The organism is Rhizobium sp. TRM95796, from assembly GCF_025779995.1.
Lineage (GTDB): Bacteria > Pseudomonadota > Alphaproteobacteria > Rhizobiales > Rhizobiaceae > Rhizobium_E.
Map to the genome: position 1 here is coordinate 752,811 of NZ_JAOXHE010000001.1, position 25,121 is coordinate 777,931.

General features: G+C 62.9%; 23 protein-coding genes. 16 read left to right on the plus strand and 7 right to left on the minus strand.

Annotation, left to right across the window (positions count from 1 at the left end):
• Positions 1-12 precede the first annotated feature (12 nt).
• A complete protein-coding gene (locus OCK01_RS03615; RefSeq protein WP_263822728.1) occupies positions 13-1,074 on the plus strand; it encodes an ABC transporter ATP-binding protein in 1,062 nt (353 codons plus the stop codon).
• Between the two features lie 60 nt (positions 1,075-1,134).
• Here OCK01_RS03615 and OCK01_RS03620 read toward each other — a convergent pair whose 3' ends face one another.
• Positions 1,135-1,299 carry a hypothetical protein gene (locus OCK01_RS03620; protein WP_182828945.1) on the minus strand — a complete coding sequence of 55 codons (165 nt, stop codon included), beginning with the start codon at positions 1,297-1,299 and terminating at the stop codon, positions 1,135-1,137.
• Positions 1,300-1,356: 57 nt separating this feature from the next.
• The gene (locus tag OCK01_RS03625) at positions 1,357-2,883 is read right to left on the minus strand and encodes an MDR family MFS transporter (protein ID WP_263822729.1); all 1,527 of its coding nucleotides are present in this window, start codon (positions 2,881-2,883) and stop codon (positions 1,357-1,359) included.
• Between the two features lie 129 nt (positions 2,884-3,012).
• Between OCK01_RS03625 and OCK01_RS03630 the strand changes: the two genes are divergently transcribed.
• Positions 3,013-3,531 (plus strand): MarR family winged helix-turn-helix transcriptional regulator, encoded by a 519-nt coding sequence (locus OCK01_RS03630; protein ID WP_263822730.1) that lies wholly within the window; start codon positions 3,013-3,015, stop codon positions 3,529-3,531.
• 12 nt (positions 3,532-3,543) lie between these two features.
• Here OCK01_RS03630 and OCK01_RS03635 read toward each other — a convergent pair whose 3' ends face one another.
• Both OCK01_RS03635 and epmA read right to left on the minus strand, forming a co-directional pair.
• A complete protein-coding gene (locus OCK01_RS03635; RefSeq protein ID WP_263822731.1) occupies positions 3,544-4,587 on the minus strand; it encodes a lysine-2,3-aminomutase-like protein in 1,044 nt (347 codons plus the stop codon).
• A 412-nt stretch (positions 4,588-4,999) separates the two neighbouring features.
• A complete protein-coding gene (gene epmA / locus OCK01_RS03640) occupies positions 5,000-6,055 on the minus strand; it encodes an EF-P lysine aminoacylase EpmA (protein ID WP_263822732.1) in 1,056 nt (351 codons plus the stop codon).
• A gap of 140 nt (positions 6,056-6,195) precedes the next feature.
• On the opposite strand from epmA, the gene efp reads away from it, so the two are divergent.
• The 4 genes from efp (at position 6,196) to OCK01_RS03660 (ending at position 8,907) form a co-directional block, all read left to right on the plus strand.
• The gene (gene efp / locus OCK01_RS03645; RefSeq protein WP_182828943.1) at positions 6,196-6,765 is read left to right on the plus strand and encodes an elongation factor P; all 570 of its coding nucleotides are present in this window, start codon (positions 6,196-6,198) and stop codon (positions 6,763-6,765) included.
• 136 nt (positions 6,766-6,901) lie between these two features.
• On the plus strand, positions 6,902-7,576 hold the full coding sequence (locus OCK01_RS03650) for a lysozyme inhibitor LprI family protein (RefSeq protein WP_263822733.1): 675 nt from the start codon (positions 6,902-6,904) through the stop codon (positions 7,574-7,576).
• Between the two features lie 132 nt (positions 7,577-7,708).
• Positions 7,709-8,431: a ParA family protein gene (locus tag OCK01_RS03655; protein WP_263822734.1), complete on the plus strand. Its 723-nt coding sequence runs from the start codon at positions 7,709-7,711 to the stop codon at positions 8,429-8,431.
• Positions 8,428-8,907, plus strand: a complete 480-nt coding sequence (locus tag OCK01_RS03660; protein ID WP_263822735.1) for a GNAT family N-acetyltransferase — start codon at positions 8,428-8,430, stop codon at positions 8,905-8,907. Before OCK01_RS03655 ends, OCK01_RS03660 begins: the two co-directional genes overlap by 4 nt.
• A gap of 42 nt (positions 8,908-8,949) precedes the next feature.
• Here OCK01_RS03660 and OCK01_RS03665 read toward each other — a convergent pair whose 3' ends face one another.
• Positions 8,950-10,686 (minus strand): chemotaxis protein, encoded by a 1,737-nt coding sequence (locus OCK01_RS03665; protein ID WP_263822736.1) that lies wholly within the window; start codon positions 10,684-10,686, stop codon positions 8,950-8,952.
• Positions 10,687-11,040: 354 nt separating this feature from the next.
• On the opposite strand from OCK01_RS03665, the gene OCK01_RS03670 reads away from it, so the two are divergent.
• The 10 genes from OCK01_RS03670 to OCK01_RS03715 all read left to right on the plus strand — a co-directional run bounded on the left by OCK01_RS03670 (position 11,041) and on the right by OCK01_RS03715 (position 22,371).
• Positions 11,041-11,343, plus strand: coding sequence for an STAS domain-containing protein (locus tag OCK01_RS03670; RefSeq protein WP_182828938.1), 303 nt, complete (start codon positions 11,041-11,043; stop codon positions 11,341-11,343).
• Entirely contained in the window at positions 11,343-11,711 is a 369-nt protein-coding gene (locus tag OCK01_RS03675; RefSeq protein ID WP_182828937.1) for a response regulator, read from the plus strand. The genes OCK01_RS03670 and OCK01_RS03675 overlap by 1 nt, the downstream gene beginning before the upstream one ends.
• Positions 11,708-13,690 carry a chemotaxis protein CheA gene (locus tag OCK01_RS03680; RefSeq protein ID WP_263822737.1) on the plus strand — a complete coding sequence of 661 codons (1,983 nt, stop codon included), beginning with the start codon at positions 11,708-11,710 and terminating at the stop codon, positions 13,688-13,690. The genes OCK01_RS03675 and OCK01_RS03680 overlap by 4 nt, the downstream gene beginning before the upstream one ends.
• On the plus strand, positions 13,687-14,169 hold the full coding sequence (locus OCK01_RS03685) for a chemotaxis protein CheW (RefSeq protein WP_412178963.1): 483 nt from the start codon (positions 13,687-13,689) through the stop codon (positions 14,167-14,169). Before OCK01_RS03680 ends, OCK01_RS03685 begins: the two co-directional genes overlap by 4 nt.
• A gap of 47 nt (positions 14,170-14,216) precedes the next feature.
• A complete protein-coding gene (locus tag OCK01_RS03690) occupies positions 14,217-15,896 on the plus strand; it encodes a methyl-accepting chemotaxis protein (RefSeq protein WP_263822739.1) in 1,680 nt (559 codons plus the stop codon).
• A gap of 79 nt (positions 15,897-15,975) precedes the next feature.
• Entirely contained in the window at positions 15,976-17,784 is a 1,809-nt protein-coding gene (locus OCK01_RS03695; RefSeq protein WP_263822740.1) for a methyl-accepting chemotaxis protein, read from the plus strand.
• 93 nt (positions 17,785-17,877) lie between these two features.
• Entirely contained in the window at positions 17,878-19,902 is a 2,025-nt protein-coding gene (locus tag OCK01_RS03700) for a methyl-accepting chemotaxis protein (protein ID WP_263822741.1), read from the plus strand.
• A 2-nt stretch (positions 19,903-19,904) separates the two neighbouring features.
• A complete protein-coding gene (locus OCK01_RS03705) occupies positions 19,905-20,390 on the plus strand; it encodes a chemotaxis protein CheW (RefSeq protein ID WP_182829443.1) in 486 nt (161 codons plus the stop codon).
• 29 nt (positions 20,391-20,419) lie between these two features.
• Complete coding sequence (locus tag OCK01_RS03710) at positions 20,420-21,274, plus strand: CheR family methyltransferase (protein WP_263822742.1); 855 nt, start codon at positions 20,420-20,422, stop codon at positions 21,272-21,274.
• 2 nt (positions 21,275-21,276) lie between these two features.
• Positions 21,277-22,371 (plus strand): protein-glutamate methylesterase/protein-glutamine glutaminase, encoded by a 1,095-nt coding sequence (locus tag OCK01_RS03715; RefSeq protein ID WP_263822743.1) that lies wholly within the window; start codon positions 21,277-21,279, stop codon positions 22,369-22,371.
• A gap of 19 nt (positions 22,372-22,390) precedes the next feature.
• Here the strand turns inward: OCK01_RS03715 and OCK01_RS03720 are convergent, their stop codons facing one another.
• Both OCK01_RS03720 and OCK01_RS03725 read right to left on the minus strand, forming a co-directional pair.
• Complete coding sequence (locus tag OCK01_RS03720; protein WP_263822744.1) at positions 22,391-23,683, minus strand: MFS transporter; 1,293 nt, start codon at positions 23,681-23,683, stop codon at positions 22,391-22,393.
• A gap of 142 nt (positions 23,684-23,825) precedes the next feature.
• Positions 23,826-24,647, minus strand: coding sequence for a calcium-binding protein (locus OCK01_RS03725; protein WP_263822745.1), 822 nt, complete (start codon positions 24,645-24,647; stop codon positions 23,826-23,828).
• Between the last annotated feature and the right edge of the window lie 474 nt (positions 24,648-25,121).

The following is a 25,121-nucleotide window of genomic DNA, read 5'->3' on the forward strand; positions in this document are numbered from 1 at the left end:
GGATTTTTGTCCATGAGCTTTCTCACTCTCTCCAATATCCAGAAGTCCTACGGCGCGCAGAACGTCGTCATCGACTTCAACATGGCGATCGAAAAGGGCGAATTCGTTTCCTTCCTCGGCCCGTCGGGCTGCGGCAAGACCACGACCCTTCGCATGGTCGCGGGCTTCGAAACGCCCACCTCCGGCGAGATCAACATCGGCGGCGTCCGGCAGAATGACCTGAAGCCCAACCAGCGCAATATCGGCATGGTGTTCCAGGCCTATGCGCTGTTTCCCAACATGACGGCGGCGGACAATGTCGGCTTCGGCCTGAAGGTGCGCGGCATCAATCGCGCAGACCGAGACAAGACCGTCGCCGACATGCTCAAGCTCGTCGGCCTCGACCATCTCTCCGACCGCTATCCCTTCCAGCTGTCGGGCGGCCAGCAGCAGCGCGTGGCGCTCGCCCGCGCGCTGGCGATCAAGCCGCAGGTGCTGTTGCTCGATGAGCCGCTGTCGGCGCTCGACGCCAAGATCCGAGTGTCGCTGCGCGAGGAAATCCGCGACATCCAGCGCAAGATGGGCATCACCACCGTCTTCGTGACCCACGACCAGGAAGAGGCGCTGTCGATCTCCGACCGCATCGTCGTCATGCATCAGGGCAAGGCCGACCAGATCGGCACGCCGCATGAGATCTACAATCGCCCGACCACCCGCTTCGTGGCGAGCTTCGTCGGCACGCTGTCGATGATCGAGGCTGTGGTCGCCGACCCCGCCGCCGGGACGGTAACGGTCAATGGCGCGACCGTGGCGGTGTCGCAGCCGCTCACCGGCAAGAAAGCGGGCGACAAGGTCACGCTCGCAGTCCGTCCGGAGGCGTTGTCGCTCGATCAGAGCCGCGGCCGCGATCTGTCGATGACCGGCGTGGTCGATGGGGTGCACTTCCTGGGGTCCGTGGTCCGCACCAGGCTCAAGGTGGATGGCGCGACGCTGTCCTTCGACGCCTTCAACGATCCCTCTCAGCCGCCGCCGGCGATCGGCGACACGGTCGCGGCCTTTTACGCGCCGCGAGACCTCTTGGTGATCGGCGACTGACGTCCAATGTCGAAATATGAAGAAAGGCCGCTGGAGCGATCCGGCGGCCTCTTTGTTGCGTCATCCCTTGCGGGCGATCTTCGACCAGAGGCCGAAGGGCGAGAAGGCGCAGCCGGCGGGGCTCCCCGTGCGCGCCGTCAGCGCGGCGAGCGCAAGCGCTTCGATGAGCGTTTTTTCGGCAATGCTCCTGTCTTCGGCGGCAAGGGTTGCGGCATTGTTGAGCATGACGTCTCTCCTGATGATGTCGAAAGAGACGTTGCAATGCCCATGCCATTCCACCGTCTATCCCTTCATGCCGCTCGGCAGGCGATTGTTCTTGAGCAGCATCGCGGCGATGAAACCGATGCCGATGGTCAGCGACATGGTCAGGAACACGTGGTGGAAGGCGCCCGCATAGAGATCGGCCACCAGCAAGCGACTGCTTTCCGGCAGAGACGCCAGCGCCGACGGCGTCAGTTCGGCGATATTGCCGACGCCCGGAATGGTCGAGACATGCCGCGCCACCCCCGACGACAGCACCGCGCCATAGACGGAGATGGCGATGGAGGCGCCGGCCATGCGGGTGAGCGTCACCGCTCCCGTCGCCGCGCCGACATCGCGTGAATCGGCGGCGTTCTGGACGCCGATCACCGGCACCTGCTGGCCGAAACCGACGCTCATGCCCTGCAGCAGCATCATGAAGCCGATCAGCGGAATGGGCGTTCCCGCATGCAGGAAGGAAAACAGGAAGAAGATGGTCATGCTGCCGGCGGTGCTGATCAACGAGAAGATCTTGTAGCGGCCGGTCTTCGAGATCAGCCGCCCTGCCGTCAGCGACCCCAGGGCGATACCGCCGGTCAGCGCAATGAACAGCAGGCCGGCGAGCGACGGCGAAAGCCCGGTCGTGGTCTGCAGGAACAGCGCAACGTAATTGACCGAGCCGATGCCGACGGCGCCGCTGGTCAGTGAGATGATCAGCAGAAAACTGACCGTGGGATTGCGGAACAGGCCGAGCGGCACGATGGGTTCCGGGGCGCGACGCTCCACCATGATCCAGGCGATCAACGACACCAGCCCGAACAGCACCACGGCCAGGCTTTCCTTGGCGATCAGCGAGCCGAAGATCTCGCTGGAGTCGGCCCAGAGCACGACACTCGACACGGCGCCGGCCAGCAGCAGCGCCCCGGCATAGTCGATCTTCGGCCGGCGCGTCGGCCTGCGATAGGGCAACAGGATCGCCATGCCGATCAGCACCGCGATCCCGACCGGCAGGTTGACCAGAAAGATCGAGCGCCAGCCGAACAGATCCGACAGCGCGCCGCCCAGCGTCGGCCCGATGGCGCCAGACGCCATCAGCACCAGGCTGGAATAGCTCTGGTAGCGGGCCCGCACACGCGGCTCGAACAGATCGGCGTTGATCGAAAACAGCGACACCATGATGCCGCCGCCGCCCAATCCCTGCAGCACGCGGGCGGCGATCAGCGTGTTCATCGACACCGCCAACCCGCAGACCAGCGAACCCAGCGTGAAGATGAAGATCGCCGTCATGATCACATATTTGCGCCCGAACAGATCGCCCAGCTTGCCATAAACAGGCATGACCGCGCTGGTGGCGAGAAGGTAGGCAGAGCCGACCCAGCCGAAGCGCTCCAGCGCGCCGAACTCGCCGACAATGGTCGGCAGCGCCGTGGAGACGATCTGATTGTCCAGCGTCGCCATGAACATGCCCATCAGCAGAATGAGGAACACCAGCATGCGCCGCTTCGGATCGGGCACCAGCGATGTGAAGGCGGAAGAGGCTTGTTCGGCGGTTTCGACGCGAGCGTCCATGGCGGCACCAGTCCTGACAAATTTCAAGTGGGCGATTTATGTGCTTTTAGCATATATATGTCAACAGCACATATGTGACAAAGACACGAAATATCTTGGCGGCGCCGATTTTTCTGATAAACAGACATCATGAGCGACACTGAACCTAAACCATCCGAAAACAGCAAAGACGACGCCATTCATCGCGTCGGCGAAGCCATGGCCAAGATGCGCCTTATGACCGGCCGCCGCTATATCGGCCGTGTGGCGCTGGCGCGTCTGGGCACGGGCATGGAACTCTCGGATCTCGACGTGATGAGCCTTGTGAGCCGCCTCGGCAAAAAGCAGGAGATCACCATCGGCGCCATCGCCGACAATATGCGCATCGACCATTCCCGCGCCAGCCGCATGGTGGCCGATCTCGTCAAGCGCGATCTCCTCCGCCGCGAAGCCTCCCAGCAGGACGCCCGCCGCACCATCGTGACGCTGACCGACAATGGCCGCGCGATGATCGACAACGTCCACGAGACGAAGCGCGACGTGCTGACGACCGCGCTGGCGGGCTGGCCTGAAGAAGACATCGCCGCCTTTGCCACGCTGTTCAACCGTTTTACGGAGCGGATGGAGGAACAGGCCAATGCGTTCGACGCCGCGCAGGCGGGCAAATGACAAGGCGGACGATTAGGCTTCGTCCCGATAGACATGCGTCTCGCCATGCCGGTCAGAAATCTCGTAGCCCCCTTCGCCCACGGCCATGACAGGACTTTCGGTCAGCGGCACCTTGCCTGATCCACCCGGCACATCGAGGATATAGGCGGGCATGCACAGTCCCGAGACGCGGCGGCGCAGAGCTTCGACAAGCGTCCTGCCCTCGTCGATCCCCAGCCGGAAATGGCTGGTGCCGGGCGCGAGATCGGGGTGGTGCAGATAATAGGGCTTCACCCGCATCTCGACGAAGCCGCGCATCAGCGCCTCCAGCGCCTCGACGCTGTCATTGACGCCCTTCAGCAGCACCGACTGGCTGACCATCGTCACGCCGCCTGATATCAGCCGATCGACTGCCGCCTTGGCCTCGGGCGTGAATTCCCGGGCGTGATTGGCGTGCAGCGCCACATAGACGGTCTTCCCCGACGCCCGGAGCGCCTCGATCAGCCCCTCGTCGATCCTGCCGGAATCGACCACCGGCACGCGGCTGTGGAAGCGGATGATCTTCACATGATCGATGCCGCCCAGCCGCTGCATCAGCGACGCCAACCGCCGGGGCGACAGCACCAAAGGATCGCCGCCGGTGATGATCACCTCCCAGATTTCGGGATGGTGGGCAATATAATCGAGCGCGCCGTCCAGCGACTCCCCCGCCAGCATGCCGTCTCCCGCCGGACCTACCATTTCGCGGCGGAAGCAGAACCGGCAATAGACGGGGCAGACATGCACCGCCTTGAGCAGCACGCGATCGGGATAACGATGCACGATGCCGGCCACAGGCGCATGGGCGTGATCGCCGATCGGATCCTCCCGCTCGCCGGGGAGGATGGTGAGTTCCTCCAGCCGCGGCAGATATTGCCGGGCGATGGGGTCCTTGGCGTCCGCGGGATCGATCAGTCGGGCGACGTCGTCGGTGAGCGAAATGGCGTAGCGGGCGGCGACCCTTTCGGCGGATTCCAACGCGGTTTCGTCGATAAGGCCGGCGGAGAGGAGGTCTTTGGGCGTGGTGAGCGCGGTCATGCGGGACGGCTCCGCACGGGCTGAGGATTTTGAATGAAGGCCACGCTAGAGCCAGCGTTACCCCCCTCTGTCCTGCCGGACATCTCCCCCTCAAGGGGGGAGATTGGCTGGCGGCGCCCGCTCGCTTCAATCTCAACGCCCAAGGTGGGGCGGAGGGCTAGCCTCCTTCGATCTCCCCCCTTGAGGGGGAGATGTCCGGCAGGACAGAGGGGGGTGAGCCACGGGCGCGGCGAGAGGACAGGGTGTGCACAGCCCCTCCCCCCCCTGCCGGGACCATTTCCCCGCGCGAGCGGGGAGAAGGAGGATGTGGCAAGGACGGCGCTCCATCGCCCTTCGCCCCGCAGGCGCGGGGAGAACGCAGCAGCAGCGGGATGAGGGGCTGTGCACAGCCTTGCCTTAAAAACATTCCCCATCACGCCCCCCAAACCACCGGCGCCCACATCACCTGGTCGATGCGCCGTGCGCCGCTCGCCAGCATCGCCAACCGGTCGAAGCCGAGCGCGGCGCCCGACGCCTCGGGCATGATCGCAAGCGCTGAGAGGAAATCCTCGTCGAGCGGATAGGTCTCGCCATAGATCCGCTGCTTCTCGACCATTTCCATCTCGAACCGGCGGCGCTGCTCTACCGGGTCGGTGAGTTCGCCGAAGGCGTTGGCGAGTTCGACGCCGCAGGCATAAAGCTCGAAACGGTCGGAGACGCGCCCGTCCTGCGGCGAGCGGCGGGCGAGCGCGGCTTCGGCGGCGGGGTATTCGCAGAGAATGGTCGCGCGCCCCTCGCCCAGTTCAGGCTCGACCTTTTCCACCAGGATGCGGGAAAAAATGTCGGACCAAGTGTCGTCCTCGGCGATGCGGATGCCCGCCGCAGAGGCCCGCGCCGCCAGTTCGTCGCGATCCGTCTCGCCGTCCATGGCGATGGTGGCGAGCAAATCGATGCCGGCATGGCGCGAGAACGCCTCGGCCACCGACAGCCGCTCGGGTTCGGCGAAGGGATCGCAACTCATGCCGCGATAGGCGAAGGTCGTCGTTCCGCCCGCTTCGGCCGCCAGCGACAGCATCCGCCCGCAATCCTCCATCAGCGCCTCATAGGCTTCGGCGACGCGATACCATTCGAGCATGGTGAATTCGGGCTGATGCGTCGGAGACGTCTCGCGATTGCGATAGACATGCGCGAAGGTGAAGATGCGCTTCTCCCCCGCCGACAGCAGCTTCTTGCAGGCGAATTCCGGCGAGGTGTGGAGATAATAGTCGCGCGCAACGCCGTCGGAGCCGATCAGCTCGGTCTTGAAAGCGTGCAGATGCGTCTCGTTGCCCGGCGAAATCTGCAGCGCCGGCGTATCCACCTCGATGAAGTCGTCCCCGGCGAGGTAGGCGCGCAGCGCCGCCTGCACGCGGTTGCGGGCGAGCAGAAAGGGACGCCGGTCGGCATGCACATCGGGCGCCCACCAGCGGGACGGCGTCGTCACGGCCATGTTTCTCACCTTCGCGTTCGATTCAGACTGGCAATTTGCCCGTTTTCGGGTTATTGGCGCGCCACATCCTGAAAAGGCGGGCATTTGGCCGGTTCCGACCGTCCTTTAATGCGCGTTCAAACAAGTTACAAGGAAGTCCTATGGCAAAGGTCATCGCTTCTCAGCTCCGCAAGGGCAATGTCCTCGACATCGACGGCAGGCTCTATGTCGTTCTGACCGCGCAGAATTTTCATCCGGGCAAGGGCACGCCGGTCACGCAGATCGACATGCGCCGCATTTCCGACGGCGTAAAGGTGTCCGAGCGCTGGAAGACCACCGAACAGGTCGAACGCGCCATCGTGGAAGACATCAACTTCCAGTACCTCTATGAGGACGGCGAAGGCTACCACTTCATGAACCCGGAAAACTACGACCAGGTCGTGGCGACCGTCGACATGATCGGCGACGACAAGGCCTATCTGTCGGAAGGCATGACCGTCATCCTGTCGATCCATGAGGGCAACCCGATCGCCATGGAACTGCCGCGCCACGTCGTGCTCGAAGTCATGGAAACAGAGCCGGTGGTCAAGGGCCAGACAGCCTCGTCCTCCTACAAGCCCGCCATGCTGTCGAACGGCATTCGCTCCATGGTTCCGCCGCATATCGACGCCGGCACCAAGATCGTGGTGCTGACCGAAGACGGCTCCTATGTCGAGCGCGCCAAGGGCTGAGCCCCGCGCATAGAAACGGTTTGAGGCCCGCCATCGTCGCGGGCCTTTTCTTTTGCGGATCATCCGGCGAGGTCGCGCGTTAAGCCAAGACACGGCGCCCGGTGAACGAGGCGCCGCTGAGACAGAGGTGACGCCCATGACCCCGAACCGTCGACACCCGCGTATCGATCCTTCCCGCCGCCGGGCCGCCGGCTGGCCGCTATTTTTGTCCGCAGCGGCGGCCGCATTGCTGGCGCCGGCCGCCGCGCCGACCTCCGCTTCGGCGGCAAGCCCTTCCTTCGACTGCGCCAAGGTGGACAGCCGCGCCGAGCGCACGATTTGCGGCGATCATGAACTGTCGCTGCTCGACCACGAAACCGCTCGGCTCTATACCCTGGCCTTGAAGAAAGCAGAGCCGAAACAGGCTGCGGCGATGAAGGCGGATGCGGCGGGTTGGAAGCGAGCGCGCGACGAATGCTGGCTGGCGCAGAACACGCGCGGATGCATCATCGCCGCCTACGCCAAGCGCATTCACCGGCTTCTGGAAAAGCACGAGGAAGTCCGCCAGGCCGAGAACGCCCTGACGCGGGGACCCTATGTGTTGAGATGCCGAAAGATCGACCATCCCGTCACCGCCACCCTGATCGAGAGCAATCCACGGGTCGGGACGATCGAATGGCGCAACGCCGTGCATGTCGGCGTCGCCGACGGCGACGAATTCATCGAGAAATCGGACTACGGCGCCAATGGCGTGGCTTTTTCGATCGAGGGCGATCAGGCTCAGCTGATGCTGCCCGACGGCCGCAAATTTTCTTGCGCGCGCGAGCGGTAGTTTCTGCAGTCGGATACACAAACTAGTAGGTCGCTGGAAAGACTTCCTTAACCACGATTGGCAAAGATCGTGAAAGAGCCTCAGCCGCAGGATCGGGCTGGCGCGCGCAATGTTTTTTCAGGACGTCAAGCAATGCCGGTCATCACTTTCGCAAACACCAAGGGCGGCGCGGGCAAAACCACCGCCGTGCTGCTCCTCGCCACCGAACTTGCCCGTCAGGGGGAACGCGTCACCATCCTCGACGCCGATCCGCAGCGCTGGATCAGCCGCTGGCATGAGACCGGAACGCCGCTCGCCAACATCCAGGTCGTGTCCTATGTGACCGTCTCCAACCTGCAATCGCAAATGGCCCTGTATCGCGACAGGACAGACTACTTCCTCCTCGACCTTCCCGGCGCCTGCTCGCCGATGATCGCCACCGCCCTGGGCGTGTCCGATCACGTGCTCATCCCTATCCAAGGCTGCGCCATGGACGCCAAGGGCGGGGCCCAGGTGCTCGAACTGCTGCAGTATCTGGAGGACAAGGCCTCCATTCGCATCCCCCACTCGGTGGTTCTGACCCGTGTTAACTCGATGGTCACAACTCGCGCATTGCAGGTGGTCAAGCAGATGCTCGCCCAGCGCAAGGTGCGGGTTCTCGACACGCCGATCATCGAACGCGCCGCCTATCGCGACCTGTTCGACTACGGCTGCAGCCTCTACGACATGAATTCGGAACGCGTCAGCAATCTCGACAAGGCCAAGGAAAACGCCGCCGCCTTCGCCGAGGAAGTGCTGGGCTACGTGCCCAACCGCAACCGGGTTAGCCCCGCCCAACCGGCCGTCGCGATGGCGCGTCCGCGCGCGGTGGCGTGATCGAGACGAGATCCGGCCTTTCCTATGTCACTACCAGAGAGCGGCCGGACCTGACAGCCGTTACCGGCGCCTGGCGCTGGGAAGCCTTTTTCAGCAACAGTGACATATCCTTCGAGCAATTGATGGCGCGCGAACAGGCGGCGGCGGTCGCGCCTGGCCCGTTGCCGACGGTGCTGGTCCTGCTGGAGGGCGGCGAGCCCATCGGCATGGTCGCGCTCTGCAACGACGATCTCGAAGACCGTCCCGAGCTCAATCCATGGCTCGCGGGGCTCTATGTCGCGCCCGCCCATCGCGGTGAAGGCCATGCGCAGCGGTTGATCGCCAGGATCGAAACCGTCGCCAGCGAGGCCGGATTCCGACGGCTGAGCCTCTATAGCGCAAGCGCCGTCGGTCTCTACGGTTCCCGCGGCTGGGTGACGACGGAGATCTTCGACCGCGACGACGCGGTCTATCACATCATGCGCAAAGATCTTTGAGCGAGCAGCGAAAGCCGCCCGCGCCGCAATGCCGGCGGATGCTCAGAACAGCGCGTCGTCGAACAGATCCTCGTCGCTCGTCAGAGCCTTTGCGGCGGGTTCGTCGGCGGCCTGATTGACGACCATGAGCTCCCGATGCAGGTCTCGCTCCGACGCCATCGTGTAGATCTTGTAGATCCGCGCGCTGAGGGCGTCGGCGGACGAACCGAGAATGGAGGCGTCGCCTTCGGCCTGGGCGGCCAGATCGCGGGCGACGGCGACGCAGTCCCGCAGCACGTCGCCGAGTTCGCTTTCGAAATCGAGCGTCGACAGCGCCGCGCTGACCTTGGCGAACACTTCCTGGCCCTCATGCTCGAACAGGGCGATGCTCTCGTCCATGCGCTTGGACATGTCGCGGATATCGTCCAGCGCCGCGCGCAGAGGCGCGCTCAGGTCGGAACCGGTGGCTTCGGCGCATTGCGAGAAGGCGACGGCCGCGCCTTCGAAATGCTGCAACTCGTCGACCACGTTGTTGGCCGGCTCTTCGAGCTTCTCGGCGAATACCCGGAGTTCGGCGCTGACCACATTGACCGAACGCCCTTCGTCGCCGAGCTTCGAGCAGCGGAGGTTGGAATTGAGCGCCATATAATGAATGTCGGTCTTGATGCCGCGGATGATGGAGATCCCGTCGACCAGACTGTGGGCGGTCTCGCCGGTCGACTGCGCCACACGGTTGGCGTTGGCGCTGGTTTCGGCCACATTGGCGACCAGACCGCTCGCGGCGGCGACGCCGCGCTCCAGCGTGGCCAGGAAATTGTTGCCGCCGCGGTCGCCGCTCTGATGCATGGTCGCGCGCAGCGCCATGATCGAATGGGCGTCGTCGACGAAGCTCTGCATCAATTGCATGATCTTCCGGCAGTCGCGTTCGAAGTCGTCGACCATGCTTTCGGTCTGCGCCGCCGCCAGCCGATCGATGACGCCGTCCAGCGCTTCGTTCATCTCGACGCTCAGGGCGGCGCCGTCGGCCGACGCCTTGAACTCGTCGAGAAATTCGAAACTCGTGCGCACATGCTCCAGCCGCTGGCGGGTGATGTCGCCGATTTGCAGCGCCGACAGGACCTGGGCGATCTTGGACTGGATCGCGCGGGCCAGCGATTTCACATCGTTGGCGATGGACGAGAGCTTGCGATGATGGTCGGCGATCACGCTCGCGTCGCGTTCGAGATCCCGTACGACGCCGGGAACCACGTCGCCATATTCGCGCGAAATGCGGGCCGAGAACTGGGTGGCGGTCGCAAGCTGCGACGCCATGGCCGAAAGCTGATCGCCGAAGCGATCGACCTCCTGCGCGCCGGATTGGATGCGTTCGCGAATTTCGTCGGCGAAGCCGGCGAATTCAGCGATGCCTGCGCCGGTGATCTTCACCGTGATCGCAAATGTCCGGAGATAGCGCATGGTCTCGCGCATGTCCTCCACATTGGATTGCATCTTCTGACAGGCCGTCTTCAGCTTCTCGAACCCACCCAGCCGCGCCTGTTCGAACTTGGGAAGCTCCGCGAGCTCCTTGGCGGTCGAGAGGATGCGCTGCATCGTGGCGTTGGAGGCGTCGGCGTCGAGCACGCTGGTCAGAGAGTCGAGCGACGCGATGAGCCGCTTCAGAATATCGGAGATCGCGATCAGCACCGCGCCGCCTTCGAGGAACTTTTTCTCCAATTTTCCATGCGCAACGGCGAGCTTCGCATCGAGCTCGGCGCGCCCGACGCGGTAAAAAGCGGCGTTACTCTGTTTTACTTGCAACAACGTTTTGTCCCCAAACGTATTTCATATGTGAGAGAAGTGTAGGGCAAAGGCACAAACGATGCGTAAATTCATGCAGGAGTTGTCCCGTTAATCTCCGCATTGGTTACCGAAACCTCTCCGGCATTCAATTTCAGGAATTTCTTAAATTGTATAAACTCTAGTAATTTCAAAGCTCTGCAACTTTAAACAAATCGTTAGCATCTATTAAAATTCCGTTTAGTATTCTCTCCTAAAACTAGCATATCATTAGATGGGATTAATTTTTCCCAGTATAAATTTACGCCTCGTTAGCCATTCGCTGTGATGCTCCCGCGATAGAATTATTGGCGCGAACACCAGTAAAAAGGTGAGGACATGACATATTCGATGCCTGCTAAAGCAAATATTCGAAATATCCGCGACATTCACGCGGAGCTGCTGGATTATTCGAGCTCTTCCACACAGATCGAGATCGACCTCGGAAACTGTGAGGACATCGACTTGTCCTTCTTGCAACTCATTGAATCCGTTCGAAAAAGCGCTGCTGCCGGCGGCAAGCCGGTCACCCTTTCTCGTCCCGCCAACGCGGCCGTCAAAACGGCGCTCAAGCGGGCGGGCTTTCTCGATGTCCTCTCGACCGAGGACGCAAAATTTTGGCTGCACGAAGGAATGCAATAATGGCTGCGAACATTTTGACCGTCGACGACTCCGCGAGCATTCGACTGACCACGAATGTGGCTCTGTCCAATGCGGGGTACAACGTCACCGAAGCGATCAACGGAGCCGAGGGGATCGCGAAAGCAACCGCGGGTCACTACGACCTGATCGTCACCGATCTCAACATGCCCGTCATGGACGGCCTGACCATGATCCGTGAACTTCGCAAGATCCCCAGCCAGACCGGCGTTCCGATCATCTTCCTCACCACGGAATCGGATGGTTCCATCAAGGAACAGGCGAAGGCCGCCGGCGCCACCGGTTGGCTGACCAAGCCTTTCGACCCCGACAATCTCGTCAAAATCGTGCGCAAGGTGCTCGGCAAATGAGCCATCCCGATCCTATAGCCGTTTTCCGAACGGAAGCGGCGGAACTCCTCGAAATGATCGAAGCAGGCCTGCTCGATCTGCTCGAAGACCTGAGCAACAAAGATCAGGTCGACGCGGTGTTCCGCAGTCTCCACACGCTCAAGGGCTCCGGAGCCATGTTCGGCTTCGAAGCCCTTGCCGCGTTCACGCATCATTGCGAAACCGCTTTCGACAGGGTGCGCAAGGGTGAAGTGCCGGCGACCGAAGACCTGATCTCCGCCGTTCTCGACGCCAAGGACCATATGCGCGTCCTCGTCGAGGAGCCCGGCGCAGATCATTCCTCCGTCAGCGAGAACCTGCTCGGCCGGCTGCAACGCGCCGTCGAGGCCGCCGCCGGCCACGAAGCGCCGGCGCCGAGCGCCGCCGCGCCGAAGGGCAAGTGGAACATCCGCTTCTCGCTTCCGGCAAACGCCATGACCAACGGCACCAATCCGCTGCCGCTGATCGACGAATTGCGCGATCTTGGCGAATGCGAAGTGCGCATCGACGCCTCCGCCGTGCCCATGCTCGACGGCATGGACCCGACCGAGCTCTATTTGACCTGGTCGGTGACCCTCGACGGGGCGGCGACCAAATCCTCGATCGAAGACGTGTTCATCTTCGTCATGGACGACATGAAGCTCGACATCGTCAGGGACGAGCCGCCGGCCGCGGCGATTGCCCCCGAGGTCAAGGCGGATGCGCCGCGCGCCGCTCAGGCGCCGAAACCCATCCAGCCCGTGGAAGCGCGTCCGGCGGCGATCGACGTCAAGCAGACCAACAAGTCGGCCGAGAATGTGCGCGTTCCCGCCGAACGGCTCGACGAACTGATGGACCGCGTCGGCGAGCTCGTCATCGCCCAATCGCGCCTGTCGCAGCTCGCCTCCAGCGGCGCGGATCTGCAATTGCGCGCCGTGTCGGAAGACATCGAACGTCTGTCGGGCGAATTGCGCGACACGATGATGGTGCTGCGCATGGTGCCGGTGACGCAATTGTTCGGCCGGTTTCGCCGTCTCATCCACGACCTCGCCCATGAGACCGGCAAGCAGATCGAACTCGTCACCGAAGGCGAAACCACGGAAGTCGACAAGAGCGTCATCGAACGTCTCGCCGATCCCATGGTCCACCTCGTCAGAAACTCCTGCGATCACGGCCTCGAAACCGCCGACGAACGCGTCGCGGCCGGCAAGCCGGCGGCGGGCAAGGTGCGTCTTCTCGCCCGCCAGACCGGCGGCGAGGTCAAGATCATCATCAGCGACGACGGCCGCGGCATGAATCGCGAGCGCATCCGCGCCAAGGCCGAGCAGAACGGGCTCATCCAGCCCAATCAGCAGCTGTCCGACCAGGACCTGTTGCAGATGATCTTCCAGCCGGGCTTCTCCACCGCGCAGGCCGTGACCAACCTGTCGGGCCGCGGCGTGGGCATGGACGTCGTCAAGCGCACCATCGACGCGCTGCGCGGCTCGATCAACATCGTCAGCACGCCCGGCAAGGGATCTGACATCACGCTCAACATTCCGCTGACGCTCGCCATCATCGATGGTCTGCTCGTCCGCGTCGGCTCGGGCCGTTACGTCATTCCGCTGTCGGCGGTCGAGGAATGCCTAGAACTGTCGCTCGAAGACGACATGCGCTCGCGCGGCCGCAGCTTCATTTCGCTGCGTGACAGTCTGGTGCCGTTCATCCGGCTCCGCGATCTGTTCAAGACGGGCACCAAGCCCGATCCGTTCCAGAAGGTGGTGGTGATCTCCACCGGAACCGAACGCGTCGGCCTCGTCGTCGACCAGATCATCGGCGACCACCAGACGGTCATCAAATCAATGTCGAAGCTGCATCATGACGTTGCGACTTTCTCGGGCGCGACCATTCTCGGCGACGGCTCCGTCGCCCTGATCCTGGATGTCGCCCATCTCGTCGCCGCCGGCCAGCTAGAGGAGGCGCAGATGCGCGCCGCAGGATGATGGAAGCACAACGCAAAACCGAAAGCACGTTCTGGGACCGCGCCAGCGAACTCGAGGTCCTGACCTACGACATCGCCGGTGAAACCCTGGCCATCGAAGCCATCCGCGTCAGGGAAATCCTCGACCTGGTGCCGGAAACGCCGGTGCCCGGCGCCCGGCCCTATGTGGCGAGCGTCATCAATTTTCGGGGCCGGGTAATCCCGCTCGCGGACATCACGCTCGCCTTCGGCATGGAGCCGAGCAAGACGACCAACGACACACGGATCATCGTGATGGAGTTGAACCTCGAACTCGACAGCGCGCCGGTCCTGATCGGCATCCGCACCGACAAGGTCTACGAGGTCACCACCTTGACGAGGACCGCCAGCGAGCCGCCGCCGTCCGTCGGCATGCGCTGGCGGCCGGACTTCATCGACTGCCTGGTGAAGCGCGGCAGCGACTTCATCATCGTGCCGAACATGAGAGCTATTTTCAAATAACATTGCATGGAGCGGGGGCTCCGGGAATATCCTAAAGGGGTTGGATTATGTCTTTGACGATCAAAACAAAATTGGGGGTCGCCTTCGGTTTCCTCATCGTCCTGATGATCGGGACGGCGGGATACGCGATCTTCACCCTGTCGTCCTTCAACACGACCATCGGCGACGTTCTCACCGGCCCGGCGCAGCGCCTCAAGACGGCCCAAGCCATCGACATCGAACTCCTAGAGATGATCCGCCAGCAGAAGAACCTACTTCTGGCGACCGACGCGGAAGAGCGCGCCGCCACGATCGACAAGGGCGATGCGGCGCGCAAGCGCTTCGAAGACCTGCTCGTGAAGGCCGAGGGGCTGGCGACCGAAAAAGGTCGCCCCCTCTGGGCCTCGATCCGTGAAGACAGCGAGAAGTTTATCAAAGGCGATGATCTTTCCCGCCAGCGCCTCGCAGCCGGCGACCTCGCCGGCGCCACGCAGGCGACCGTCGATCTTCGCCCCGTCATCAACGAAATAGACAAGGTCATCTACGACCTGATCGACATCGAAAACGGCCGGATGCAAGAGGCCGAGGGCAATGCGGAAGCGCAGTACGCCTCGTCGCGCAGCATCATGATCGGCATCAGCGCCGTAGCGCTCCTGATCTCCGTCGCCGCCGCCTTCTGGATTTCCAAGACGATTTCCAACGGCCTCAACCGCGCCAACGCCGCCGTGCGCAGCGTGTCGGAGGGCGACCTCACCAAGCTCGCCGACATCACCAGCAAGGACGAGATCGGCGAATTGCTGGGCTATGTCAACGCGATGATCGAGCGCCTGCGCGGCGTGGTCGGCGATGCGCTTTCGGCATCCACGAACGTTTCCTCCGGCAGCCAGGAACTGTCTGCCTCCTCCGAGCAAGTGTCGCAGGGCGCCACCGAACAGGCCGCCGCCGCCGAAGAGGCTTCCGCCTCGATGGAGCAGATGGCCGCCAACATCAAGCAGAACGCCGACAACGCGGCCCAGACCGAAAAGATCGCCCGCCAGTCCGCCAAGGACGCCGAACTCTCGGGCGACGCGGTCAACCGCGCCGTCGGCGCCATGCGCACCATCGCCGAGAAGATCGGCATCGTGCAGGAAATCGCCCGCCAAACCGATCTGCTTGCTCTGAACGCGGCTGTGGAAGCCGCCCGCGCTGGCGAACACGGCAAGGGTTTCGCCGTCGTCGCCTCCGAAGTCCGCAAGCTCGCCGAACGCAGTCAGTCGGCCGCCGCCGAGATCAGCTCCATGTCTTCCAACACGGTGATCGCGGCGCAGGAAGCCGGCGAAATGCTGTCGCGCCTGGTGCCGGATATCCGCAAGACCGCCGAACTGGTCTCGGAAATCTCCGCCGCCTGCCGCGAACAGGATATCGGCGCCTCGCAGATCAACGAAGCGATCCAGCAACTCGACAAGGTGACGCAGCAGAATGCGTCGGCTTCGGAAGAAATGGCTTCAACCTCGGAAGAACTAGCGGCGCAGTCTGAAGAGCTGCAGTCATCGATTGCCTATTTCCGCGTCGAAAACGCGCGGGAAGCCAAGAAAGCGATGGCCGCCGGGAAGGCGTCCGCGCCAGCAGCCCGGCCAGTCGCTAAACCGGCGGCGAAACGGAATTCGCTCGGCGTGGCGGAACAGCAGGCGCGTCTGCGCGGCTTCGCGCTCGACATGAACCAAGGTGGTCCCGACAGCGCCGACGACGAATTCCGCGCCGCCAGCTGACCCAAGAATTGTCCGGGACCTCCCAAGAGGTCCCGGGATCACGACAAAACCCAACATCGCTTTCAAGGACGCCAAGCCAATGCGCTTTACGATCAAAGCAAAACTAGCCACCGCCTTTTCATTGGTGATCCTATTGACAGGCGTAATGGCCTTCATGGCGATCGTGAATCTGTCGTCGCTCAATACGGCGATTACCGACATCATTCAGGGGCCGGCAGCCAATCTCCGCAATTCAAGTGATCTCTCCGACGCGGTCCTCTACAGCATCCGCGCGGAAAAGAACGCAATCATCAACACCGATCCGGCCAAGATCCAGGGTTACGTAGCGGATGTGAAAGAGCGCCGCGCGGCCATCGATCGTCTGCTGAAGGAACTCGACAAGGAGCAAAATCCGAATATCCGCGCGAAGATCGCGGAGTTCCGCTCCCATTCCGCGGCATGGCAACCGGTGCAGGATCAGGTGATTGCGCTCGCCGTGCAGAACACCACCGAAAGCAATGCGCGCGCCGGCGAAATCTCGATGGGAGAAGGCGCAGCCATTACCGCAAAGCTTCTCAGCGCTTTGACAGGCTTGAACGAGGAAATGGCTATCGACCTCAAACAGACCGACGAAGCGACCAATGCACAGTACGAGACCTCCCGTAACTTGTTGATCGGCATTGTCAGCTTCGTACTGCTGTTTTCGCTGGCCGTCGCCGTCTGGATCGGCATGGGCGTCAACACCGGCCTCAAGAAGATCAAGGCCGCCGCAGACGCCGTCGCCATCGGCGACCTGGACCAGCGGATCGACATCAAGACCAATGACGAAATCAAGGACGCCGTCGACACGATCAATGTCATGGTCGGCAATCTGCGCAACACCGCCCAGATCGCCAACCAGATCGCCAATGGCGATCTGACGGTCACGCCGAAGGCTCTGTCGGACAAGGATATGCTGGGTCTGTCGCTGGAAAGCATGGTCGAGCGTCTGCGCGGCGTCGTCGCCGATGCGATCGCCGCTTCCGTCAACGTCTCCTCGGGCAGCCAGGAACTGTCCGCATCATCCGAACAAGTGTCGCAGGGCGCGACCGAACAGGCCTCCGCAGCCGAAGAAGCCTCGGCTTCGATGGAAGAAATGGCCGCCAACATCAAGCAGAACGCCGACAACGCCGCCCAGACCGAAAAGATCGCCCGCCAGTCCGCCAAGGACGCGGAAACGTCCGGCGATGCGGTCAACCGCGCCGTCGCCGCCATGCAGACCATCGCCCAGAAGATCGGCATCGTGCAGGAGATCGCCCGCCAGACCGACCTGCTCGCCCTGAACGCCGCCGTCGAAGCCGCCCGCGCCGGCGAACACGGCAAGGGCTTCGCCGTCGTCGCGTCCGAAGTGCGCAAGCTCGCCGAACGCAGCCAGTCTGCCGCAGCCGAGATCTCGGAAATGTCGTCGGACACCGTCAAGGCCGCCCAACAGGCGGGGGAGATGCTGTCGCGTCTGGTGCCGGACATCCGCAAGACCGCCGAACTGGTTTCGGAAATCTCCGCCGCCTGCCGCGAGCAGGACATCGGCGCAGCCCAGATCAACGAAGCGATCCAGCAGCTCGACAAGGTGACCCAGCAGAATTCGTCGGCGTCGGAGGAAATGGCCGCGACGTCCGAGGAGCTGGCCGCTCAGTCCGAGGAACTGCAGACCTCGATCGCCTTCTTCAAGGTGGAGCAGAACCATCGCGGTAGCCCCTCTCAGGCCAAGCGCGCCGCTGCTGCGCCTGTGGCGGCCAAGGCCGCGCCGCGCCGCGCCGCGCCGTCGTCGCATGGCGTCAAGGCCCAGCAGGAGCGGGTGAAGGGCTTCGCGCTCAATCTCGACCATGGCGGCCCCGATGAAAACGACGACGATTTCCGGGCGGCAGGCTGACGCTGAAAGCGGCTTCGCGCCTCGCGGCGCGGAGCCAATATCACAGTTCGGAGAATTCAGACCCTATTTCATTTTTTTCTTAGGAACACGACGATGCGATTTACATTGAAAGCGAAATTGACGGGAGCGTTCGCGCTCATACTCATGCTGATGCTCGGTATTGCCGGCTATGGCCTCTTTAGCCTCGGCAACCTCAACGATACCATGAACACTGCAATCAACGGGTCGGCTGCTCGGCTCGAGATGGCGCAGAATGTGTCCAACTACCAGCTTCGCTTCTCTCGAAGCCAGCTGAATCTCCTCGACGCCGCGACCGCCGAAGACATCGAGAAATTCATTGCGCGGGTCGATGATAGCCGCGCCAAATTCAAGGATTCGGTCAACTGGTTGATCGATACCGCAAGCACAGAAGACGGCAAGAAATCATGGAACGAAGTCTTGACGCTCAGCGACACGCTGTTTGCGGTCGATGACAAGGTTCGCGCGCTCGTGCGCGCCGGCAATTTGGTCGACGCCGAACGCCTCGCCAAGATCGACGCCCGCGCGGTGATGGACAAGATTGAAGACACGATCGATGCGCGCGTGAAAGCCCAGAAGGAGCGGATGGCGACGGCGCTGGAAGAAAGCGCCGCCCAGTATCTCTCGACCCGCAACGTCATCGTCGCGGTTTCCTCCGTCGCCATACTTTTCGGCTTTGCGGCCGCGCTCTGGATCTGCATCAGCATGGCTCGGGGACTGAACAGAATTCGCGACGCCGCCGACGCCGTGGCAATCGGCGATCTGGACCAGAACATCCAGATCAAGTCCAACGATGAAATCAAGGATCTGGTCGATACGCTCAATCTCATGACCGCCAATCTTCGCGCCACGGCGACCGTCGCCGACAAGATCTCCGTCGGGGATCTGAGCGTCGACCCCACACCGCTGTCTGATCGCGACACTTTGGGGCACGCCATGAGGAAGATGGTCATCAACCTGCGTCAGGCCGCCCAGAACGCTGCGCTTATCGGCGAAGGGGACTTGTCGATGGCGATCACGCCGCAGTCGGAGAAGGACACGCTGGGCATCGCCATGCGCAACATGGTCGCCAATCTCGGGCAGACCGCCCGCATCGCGCAGATGATCGCCCATGGCGACCTCACCGTTACGCCGAAGCCGCTTTCCGACCGAGATACTTTGGGCGTGGCCCTCGAAAGCATGGTGGAGCGCCTGCGCGGCGTGGTCGCAGACGCTATCTCGGCGTCGGTCAATGTGTCCTCCGGCAGCCAGGAACTGTCCGCGTCTTCCGAACAGGTCTCACAGGGCGCCACCGAACAGGCGGCAGCCGCCGAGGAAGCTTCCGCCTCGATGGAGCAGATGGCCGCCAACATCAAGCAGAACGCCGACAACGCCGCCCAGACCGAAAAGATCGCCCGCCAGTCCGCCAAAGACGCCGAAGTCTCCGGAGAGGCCGTCAACCAGGCCGTGGCGGCCATGCAGACCATCGCCCAGAAGATCGGCATCGTTCAGGAAATCGCCCGCCAGACCGACCTGCTCGCCTTGAACGCGGCCGTCGAAGCGGCCCGCGCCGGCGAACACGGCAAGGGCTTCGCGGTCGTCGCCTCCGAAGTCCGCAAGCTCGCCGAACGCAGCCAGTCGGCCGCCGCCGAGATTTCGGAAATGTCGTCGGATACGGTGAAGGCCGCCCAACAGGCCGGCGACATGTTGTCCCGCCTGGTGCCGGATATCCGCAAGACCGCCGAACTGGTTTCGGAAATCTCCGCCGCCTGCCGCGAACAGGACATCGGCGCAACCCAGATCAACGAGGCCATCCAGCAACTCGACAAGGTGACCCAGCAGAACTCGTCGGCGTCGGAGGAAATGGCCGCCACGTCCGAGGAACTGGCCGCTCAATCCGAGGAGTTGCAGACCTCGATCGCCTTCTTCCGCGTGGAAGCGCAGAAGAGCCGCAACGACAGAGCCGTCAAGCCCCGTCCGAGCCATCCGGTCGCCAAGCCGCAGGCGCGCCACAGCGACAACAGCGTCAAGTCGCAACAGGGCCGCGCCAGAGGTTTCGCGCTGAACCTGGAGCACGGCGCGCCGGACGATATCGATGATGACTTCAAGGAGAGCGCATGACCATGACGACACATCAGAGCGAATCCCAATTCGTAACCTTCAGCCTCGGCGAAGAAGCCTTTGCGGTTCCCGTCGAAGTGGTTCGGGAAATCCTCGATCACGAAGAGGCGTTCAAGATCCCGAATGGCCCCGATTATCTGCTCGGCCTGCGCAATGTGCGCGGCCAGGCGGTGCCGACCATCGATCTCAGGCTGAAACTCGGCCTGAGCCGCACCGTGCCGACGCCGCACACGCGCGTTCTGGTTCTCGACGTGCCTCTGAACGACCGTCTGCTGACCCTCGGCCTGGTGGCGGATCGCGTTCACGAAGTCACGCCGTTCCGCACGGCGCAGATCGAACAGGCGCCGGACATCGGCATCCGCTGGAATTCGGACTATATCGCCGGCGTGGTGCGCAAGGAGACGGGTTTCGTGGTGATCATCGACCTGCCGCGACTGCTGTCGTCGGATGACACCGCCTTCCTTTCTCAGCGGAACGTCGCCGCTTGATGCTCGAGTGAATGCGTGGAGTAACAGGAATGCAGACCGCCCAACGCGTGGCATCGCCGCATGAAGACGGCATCAGCAAGCGGAACTTCGACCGGCTGGCCGCCTATATCTACAACTACAGCGGCATCAAGATGCCGCCGACCAAACAGACCATGCTCGAAGGACGCCTGCGTCGCCGCTTGCGCGCCACCGGCCAGCCCACCTTCGAGCACTATTGCAACTACCTCTTCAGCCAGGGCGGGCTCGAGAAGGAAGCGATCTTCCTCATCGACGCGGTGACGACCAACAAGACCGATTTCTTTCGCGAGCCCAATCACTTCAGCTTCATGACCCAGCGCGCGCTGCCGGCGCTCACGCAAGCCGGCGTCAGACGCCTGCGGGTCTGGAGTTCGGCCTGCTCGACCGGCGCCGAGCCCTATACCATCGCCATGGTGCTCGACGACGTTTTCGGCGATCGGCCCGACATCGGCTGGAACATCCTCGCCACAGATCTGTCGACAGAGGTGTTGCAGGCGGCCCGGCGCGGCATCTACGCCCAGGACATGGTCGACCCGGTTCCGGTGGATATGCGAAGACGATATGTGATGTCGGCGATCGCACGCGACCGTCGCGAAGTCCGCATCACACCGAAGCTGCGCTCAAAAGTCGGCTTCGCCCGCCTGAACCTGATGGACGACGTCTATCCGGTCGGCGACCCCATGCACATGATCTTCTGCCGCAACGTGATGATCTATTTCGACAAACCGACCCAGGAAAAAGTCCTGACGCGGCTTTGCGATTGCCTGGAGCCGGGCGGCTATCTGTTCATCGGCCATTCCGAAACCATCAGCGGCTTCGACCTGCCGCTGAAAACCGTCGCGAACACAGTGTTCCAGAAAGTGTGATCATGAAGAAAAAGGTGCGCGTCCTCATCATCGACGATTCAGCCAGCGTCCGTCAGACGCTGACCAGCATCTTCGAGGAAGATCCCGATTTCGAGGTAATCGGGGCGGCGCAGGATCCTTTCGTCGCGGCGCGACGGCTGCGGGAAGATATCCCCGACGTCATCACGCTCGATGTGGAAATGCCGCAGATGGACGGCATCACCTTTCTTCGCAAGCTCATGAGCCAGCATCCCTTGCCGGTGGTCATGTGTTCCTCGCTGACGGAAGCAGGCTCGCAAACCCTGCTCCAGGCCATGGAGGCGGGCGCGGTGGACGTGATCCTGAAACCGAAGATCGGCGTGGCCGACCATCTTTCGGAAACCGCCGATCACATCCGCGCCGTCGTCAAGGGCGCGGCCCGCGCGCGGATCGACAATCACCGCCGGTTCCGCACGGCGACGACTCCGCCGCCGCTCAATCCGCAGGAGAAGCTCACCGCAGACGCCGTCCTCCCTCCCCCCACCGGCAAGGCGATGGCGAAGACCACCGAAATGGTGGTCTGCGTCGGCGCGTCCACCGGCGGCACCGAGGCGCTGCGCGAAATGCTGGAGAAACTGCCGCCCAATGCGCCGGGCATGGTGATCGTCCAGCACATGCCCGAGAAATTCACCGCCGCCTTCGCAAGCCGGTTGAATTCGCTCTGCGAAGTCGAGGTGAAGGAAGCGGCCGACGGCGATCCGGTCCTGCGCGGCCATGTGCTGATCGCGCCCGGCGGGCTGCACACCATGCTCGAGCGGCGCGGCGCGCGCTATCACGTTTCGGTCCGCAACGGGCCGCTGGTGTCGCGGCACAGACCTTCGGTGGACGTTCTGTTTCGTTCGGCCGCCCGAAACGCCGGCGCCAACGCCATGGGCGTCATCATGACCGGGATGGGCGACGACGGCGCCCGCGGCATGGAGGAAATGCACAACGCCGGCGCCTTCACCGTCGCCCAGGACGAAGCGACCTCGGTGGTGTTCGGCATGCCCAAGGAAGCGATCGCCCGCGGCGGCGTCGATCGTATTGCGCCGCTCGACAACCTGGCGCGCGAGATCATGGCGGCGCAGGCGCGGTTCTGACCCGCGCCGAGGCCGAAGATCAGGCCGGCTTGGGCGTCAGCGCGCCGCCCGGCCGGGCGATCAGGAACACGCTCATCGCCGCCACGAGGCACATGCCGCCGGCGATCTGCAAGGCCGGCATATAGGACTCGTAGTCGGTCCTGAGGGCGCCGGCTCCCATCGCTGCGGTGGCTGCGCCCAGCTGATGGCCGGCAAAGATCCAGCCGAAGACGATATTGGCTTTCTCCCTGCCGAAATTCTCGGCCGACAGGCGCACCGTGGGCGGCACCGTCGCCACCCAGTCGAGCCCGTAGAAGGCTGCGAACAGCGTCAGCGAATAGATGTCGAAACCCGAGAGCGACAGATAGATCAGCGACAGGCCGCGCAGGCCATAGAACCAGAACAGGAGCCAGCGATTGTCGAAGCGGTCAGACAGCCAGCCCGACAAAAGCGTGCCGCCGAAATCGAAGATGCCGATCATCGCGAGCAGGCTGGCGGCGGTCACCGCCGGCATCATGAAGTCGCCGCAGATCGAGATCCAATGCGTCTGGATCAATCCATTGGTGCTGAGCCCGCAGACGAAAAAGGTGAAGAACAGCACGAGAAACACCGGATTGGCCCGGACCTCCCACAAAGTCTTCAGAGGCAGCGCCAGAAGCTCCGGCAGGCGCCGGTTGTTGACCGGCGGCGGGACGATCCTGTCTTCGCCGTAAGGCGCGAGTCCCACATCGGCCGGATAGTCGCGAATGATCGCCAGCACCAGCAGCAAGGCGGCGAGAAGCGCGGCCACCACCACTGTGAGCGCCGGCCTCCAACCGATCTGTTCGGTGAGATAGGCCAGAAGCGGCAGGAACACCAATTGGCCGGTCGCGGTCGATACGGTCATCATCGCCACCACCACGCCTCTGCGGGCCGAGAACCAGCGGGTGGCGACCGTCGCGCCGAGCACCAGAGCCGTCATGCCGGTGCCCACGCCGATCACGACGCCCCAGAGAAGCAGCAGTTGCCAGAGTTGGGTCATGAAGAACGAGCCGACGAGACCGGAAGAGATCATCAACAGCGCCGTGAACACGACCTTGCGGATGCCGAACTGGTTCATGAAGGCGGCGGCGAAAGGCCCGAACAGGCCGAACAGCGCCAGGCGCACCGCCATGGCCGACGAGATCTCGGCATTGGTCCAGCCGAATTCCGTCTGCAGCGGTCCGATCAACACGCCGGCCGATCCCATCGCGCCGGCAGTCGAAAGCATGGTCAGGAATGTGACCGCGGCGACCGCCCAGCCATAGTGGATATTGCGAGCCGCGAGCCAGGCGGCGAGTCTGCGTGACGCCATGATTGCCTCCAGTCCCGCCTCAGGCAGGACCCTTTATTGAGCGTCATGAAATAGACCGGCGCCGGCGCCGCGGCAATCCGCCGTCCCGTCAAATGTTCTGATACCAGCTTTCAGCGCCGTGAATGCTTGCCGCCGGCGCCGCTCACCAGAGATCGTCGCCGGAGGTCCATTTCTCGAGCTCGAGCTTGGCGAGGTCGGTCAGGTCGTATTCCTTGGTGATGTAGTAGCCGTCGCTGTCCTTCTTCCCGGTGCCGACCACGAGATCCTCGATGCGGAACTTCGCGCCTTCGAAGAAATAGGACAGGGTCGTGTATTGGCCGTGGCCGTCGACCCGAACGAGGAGATCCGATCCGTCGCGGACGAAGTCGAGATCGCTCAACCTGGCGAGCGAAGAATCCGACGAGCCGATCGACGCGTGAAATTCGATCTCGTCGGCGCCGCCCGCGGTGTCGAAGATCCAACCGCGGCTCGCGGGGTTCTCCACGATATAGGAGTCGGATCCGTTCTTGTCGGTGATTTCCGGACGGGAACGATCACCCTGGATATGAAAGACGTCCGCTCCCGAACTGTCCGTCATCACATCGTTGCCGGTCTGATTGAAATAGGTGTCGTTCCCGGCCCCGCCTTTCAGCTCGTCCGTACCGGTGCCGCCGCCGAGAATATCGTTGCCCGCCCCGCCGTTGAGAATGTCGGCTCCGGCCTCTCCGAAAAGGAAGTCGTCGCCGTCGTCCCCGAAGAGCTGATCGATCCCCGAGCCGCCGAACATTCTGTCATTGCCGATATCGCCCCACATGCGGTCGTTGCCGGCGTCGCCGTAAAAGAGATCGTTGCCGGAATTGCCGTAGAGGCGATCCGCTCCGCCGCCGCCCGACAACTTGTCGTCGCCGGCTCCGCCGATGATCTGGTCAGCGCTCGCGCCCCCCGTCAACGTGTCGTTGTCGCCGGTTCCCTTTTTCGTCGCCATGATCCGCAGTCCTCTTTCGCGATGGGGCGACGGCGGATCGAGGTCCGCGCGGGGCCGCCCGCTTTCGCCAAATCTGGTAACCCCCGCGGGCGGGCGAGGCAACGAAAGCGCCCTTTCCGGGCGGGAGCGAGGCTTGCCGCGCAAGCTCTGGGCAAGACTGACGGCCACAGCCCTTGAATACGCGGCCTTTCGCCCTAAATAGACACAGCGGCGTGGACCCGTGTCCCACGCTGCGCCGGGGCCCGTGAGATTCAGGACGTTGCACGATTTTTGCGCTGAAATGCTTGACGTGACACAAAATAGCGGGAATCACCGTCTCAGGCAGATATCATGAACAAGGCGCCGAGCAGGACGCGGCTAAACGGAAAAATGATCGCGAAAAGAGCCAACCGCCGGAAATCAAAGGCGGATCTCGACGCGGTTAATCGCCCGTTAAACCGTGATGCTGTTAGCTCGTAGCTGCTGATTCGCGTT

What these genes read in the sequence shown, in the direction of transcription:
- OCK01_RS03615 (WP_263822728.1), top strand. Translation starts at nt 13, where the DNA reads ATGAGCTTTCTCACTCTCTCCAATATCCAGAAGTCCTACGGCGCGCAG.
- OCK01_RS03620 (WP_182828945.1), bottom strand. Translation starts at nt 1,299, where the DNA reads ATGCTCAACAATGCCGCAACCCTTGCCGCCGAAGACAGGAGCATTGCC.
- OCK01_RS03625 (WP_263822729.1), bottom strand. Translation starts at nt 2,883, where the DNA reads ATGGACGCTCGCGTCGAAACCGCCGAACAAGCCTCTTCCGCCTTCACA.
- OCK01_RS03630 (WP_263822730.1), top strand. Translation starts at nt 3,013, where the DNA reads ATGAGCGACACTGAACCTAAACCATCCGAAAACAGCAAAGACGACGCC.
- OCK01_RS03635 (WP_263822731.1), bottom strand. Translation starts at nt 4,587, where the DNA reads ATGACCGCGCTCACCACGCCCAAAGACCTCCTCTCCGCCGGCCTTATC.
- epmA (WP_263822732.1), bottom strand. Translation starts at nt 6,055, where the DNA reads ATGGCCGTGACGACGCCGTCCCGCTGGTGGGCGCCCGATGTGCATGCC.
- efp (WP_182828943.1), top strand. Translation starts at nt 6,196, where the DNA reads ATGGCAAAGGTCATCGCTTCTCAGCTCCGCAAGGGCAATGTCCTCGAC.
- OCK01_RS03650 (WP_263822733.1), top strand. Translation starts at nt 6,902, where the DNA reads ATGACCCCGAACCGTCGACACCCGCGTATCGATCCTTCCCGCCGCCGG.
- OCK01_RS03655 (WP_263822734.1), top strand. Translation starts at nt 7,709, where the DNA reads ATGCCGGTCATCACTTTCGCAAACACCAAGGGCGGCGCGGGCAAAACC.
- OCK01_RS03670 (WP_182828938.1), top strand. Translation starts at nt 11,041, where the DNA reads ATGACATATTCGATGCCTGCTAAAGCAAATATTCGAAATATCCGCGAC.
- OCK01_RS03675 (WP_182828937.1), top strand. Translation starts at nt 11,343, where the DNA reads ATGGCTGCGAACATTTTGACCGTCGACGACTCCGCGAGCATTCGACTG.
- OCK01_RS03680 (WP_263822737.1), top strand. Translation starts at nt 11,708, where the DNA reads ATGAGCCATCCCGATCCTATAGCCGTTTTCCGAACGGAAGCGGCGGAA.
- OCK01_RS03685 (WP_412178963.1), top strand. Translation starts at nt 13,687, where the DNA reads ATGATGGAAGCACAACGCAAAACCGAAAGCACGTTCTGGGACCGCGCC.
- OCK01_RS03690 (WP_263822739.1), top strand. Translation starts at nt 14,217, where the DNA reads ATGTCTTTGACGATCAAAACAAAATTGGGGGTCGCCTTCGGTTTCCTC.
- OCK01_RS03695 (WP_263822740.1), top strand. Translation starts at nt 15,976, where the DNA reads ATGCGCTTTACGATCAAAGCAAAACTAGCCACCGCCTTTTCATTGGTG.
- OCK01_RS03700 (WP_263822741.1), top strand. Translation starts at nt 17,878, where the DNA reads ATGCGATTTACATTGAAAGCGAAATTGACGGGAGCGTTCGCGCTCATA.
- OCK01_RS03705 (WP_182829443.1), top strand. Translation starts at nt 19,905, where the DNA reads ATGACGACACATCAGAGCGAATCCCAATTCGTAACCTTCAGCCTCGGC.
- OCK01_RS03710 (WP_263822742.1), top strand. Translation starts at nt 20,420, where the DNA reads ATGCAGACCGCCCAACGCGTGGCATCGCCGCATGAAGACGGCATCAGC.
- OCK01_RS03715 (WP_263822743.1), top strand. Translation starts at nt 21,277, where the DNA reads ATGAAGAAAAAGGTGCGCGTCCTCATCATCGACGATTCAGCCAGCGTC.
- OCK01_RS03720 (WP_263822744.1), bottom strand. Translation starts at nt 23,683, where the DNA reads ATGGCGTCACGCAGACTCGCCGCCTGGCTCGCGGCTCGCAATATCCAC.
- OCK01_RS03725 (WP_263822745.1), bottom strand. Translation starts at nt 24,647, where the DNA reads ATGGCGACGAAAAAGGGAACCGGCGACAACGACACGTTGACGGGGGGC.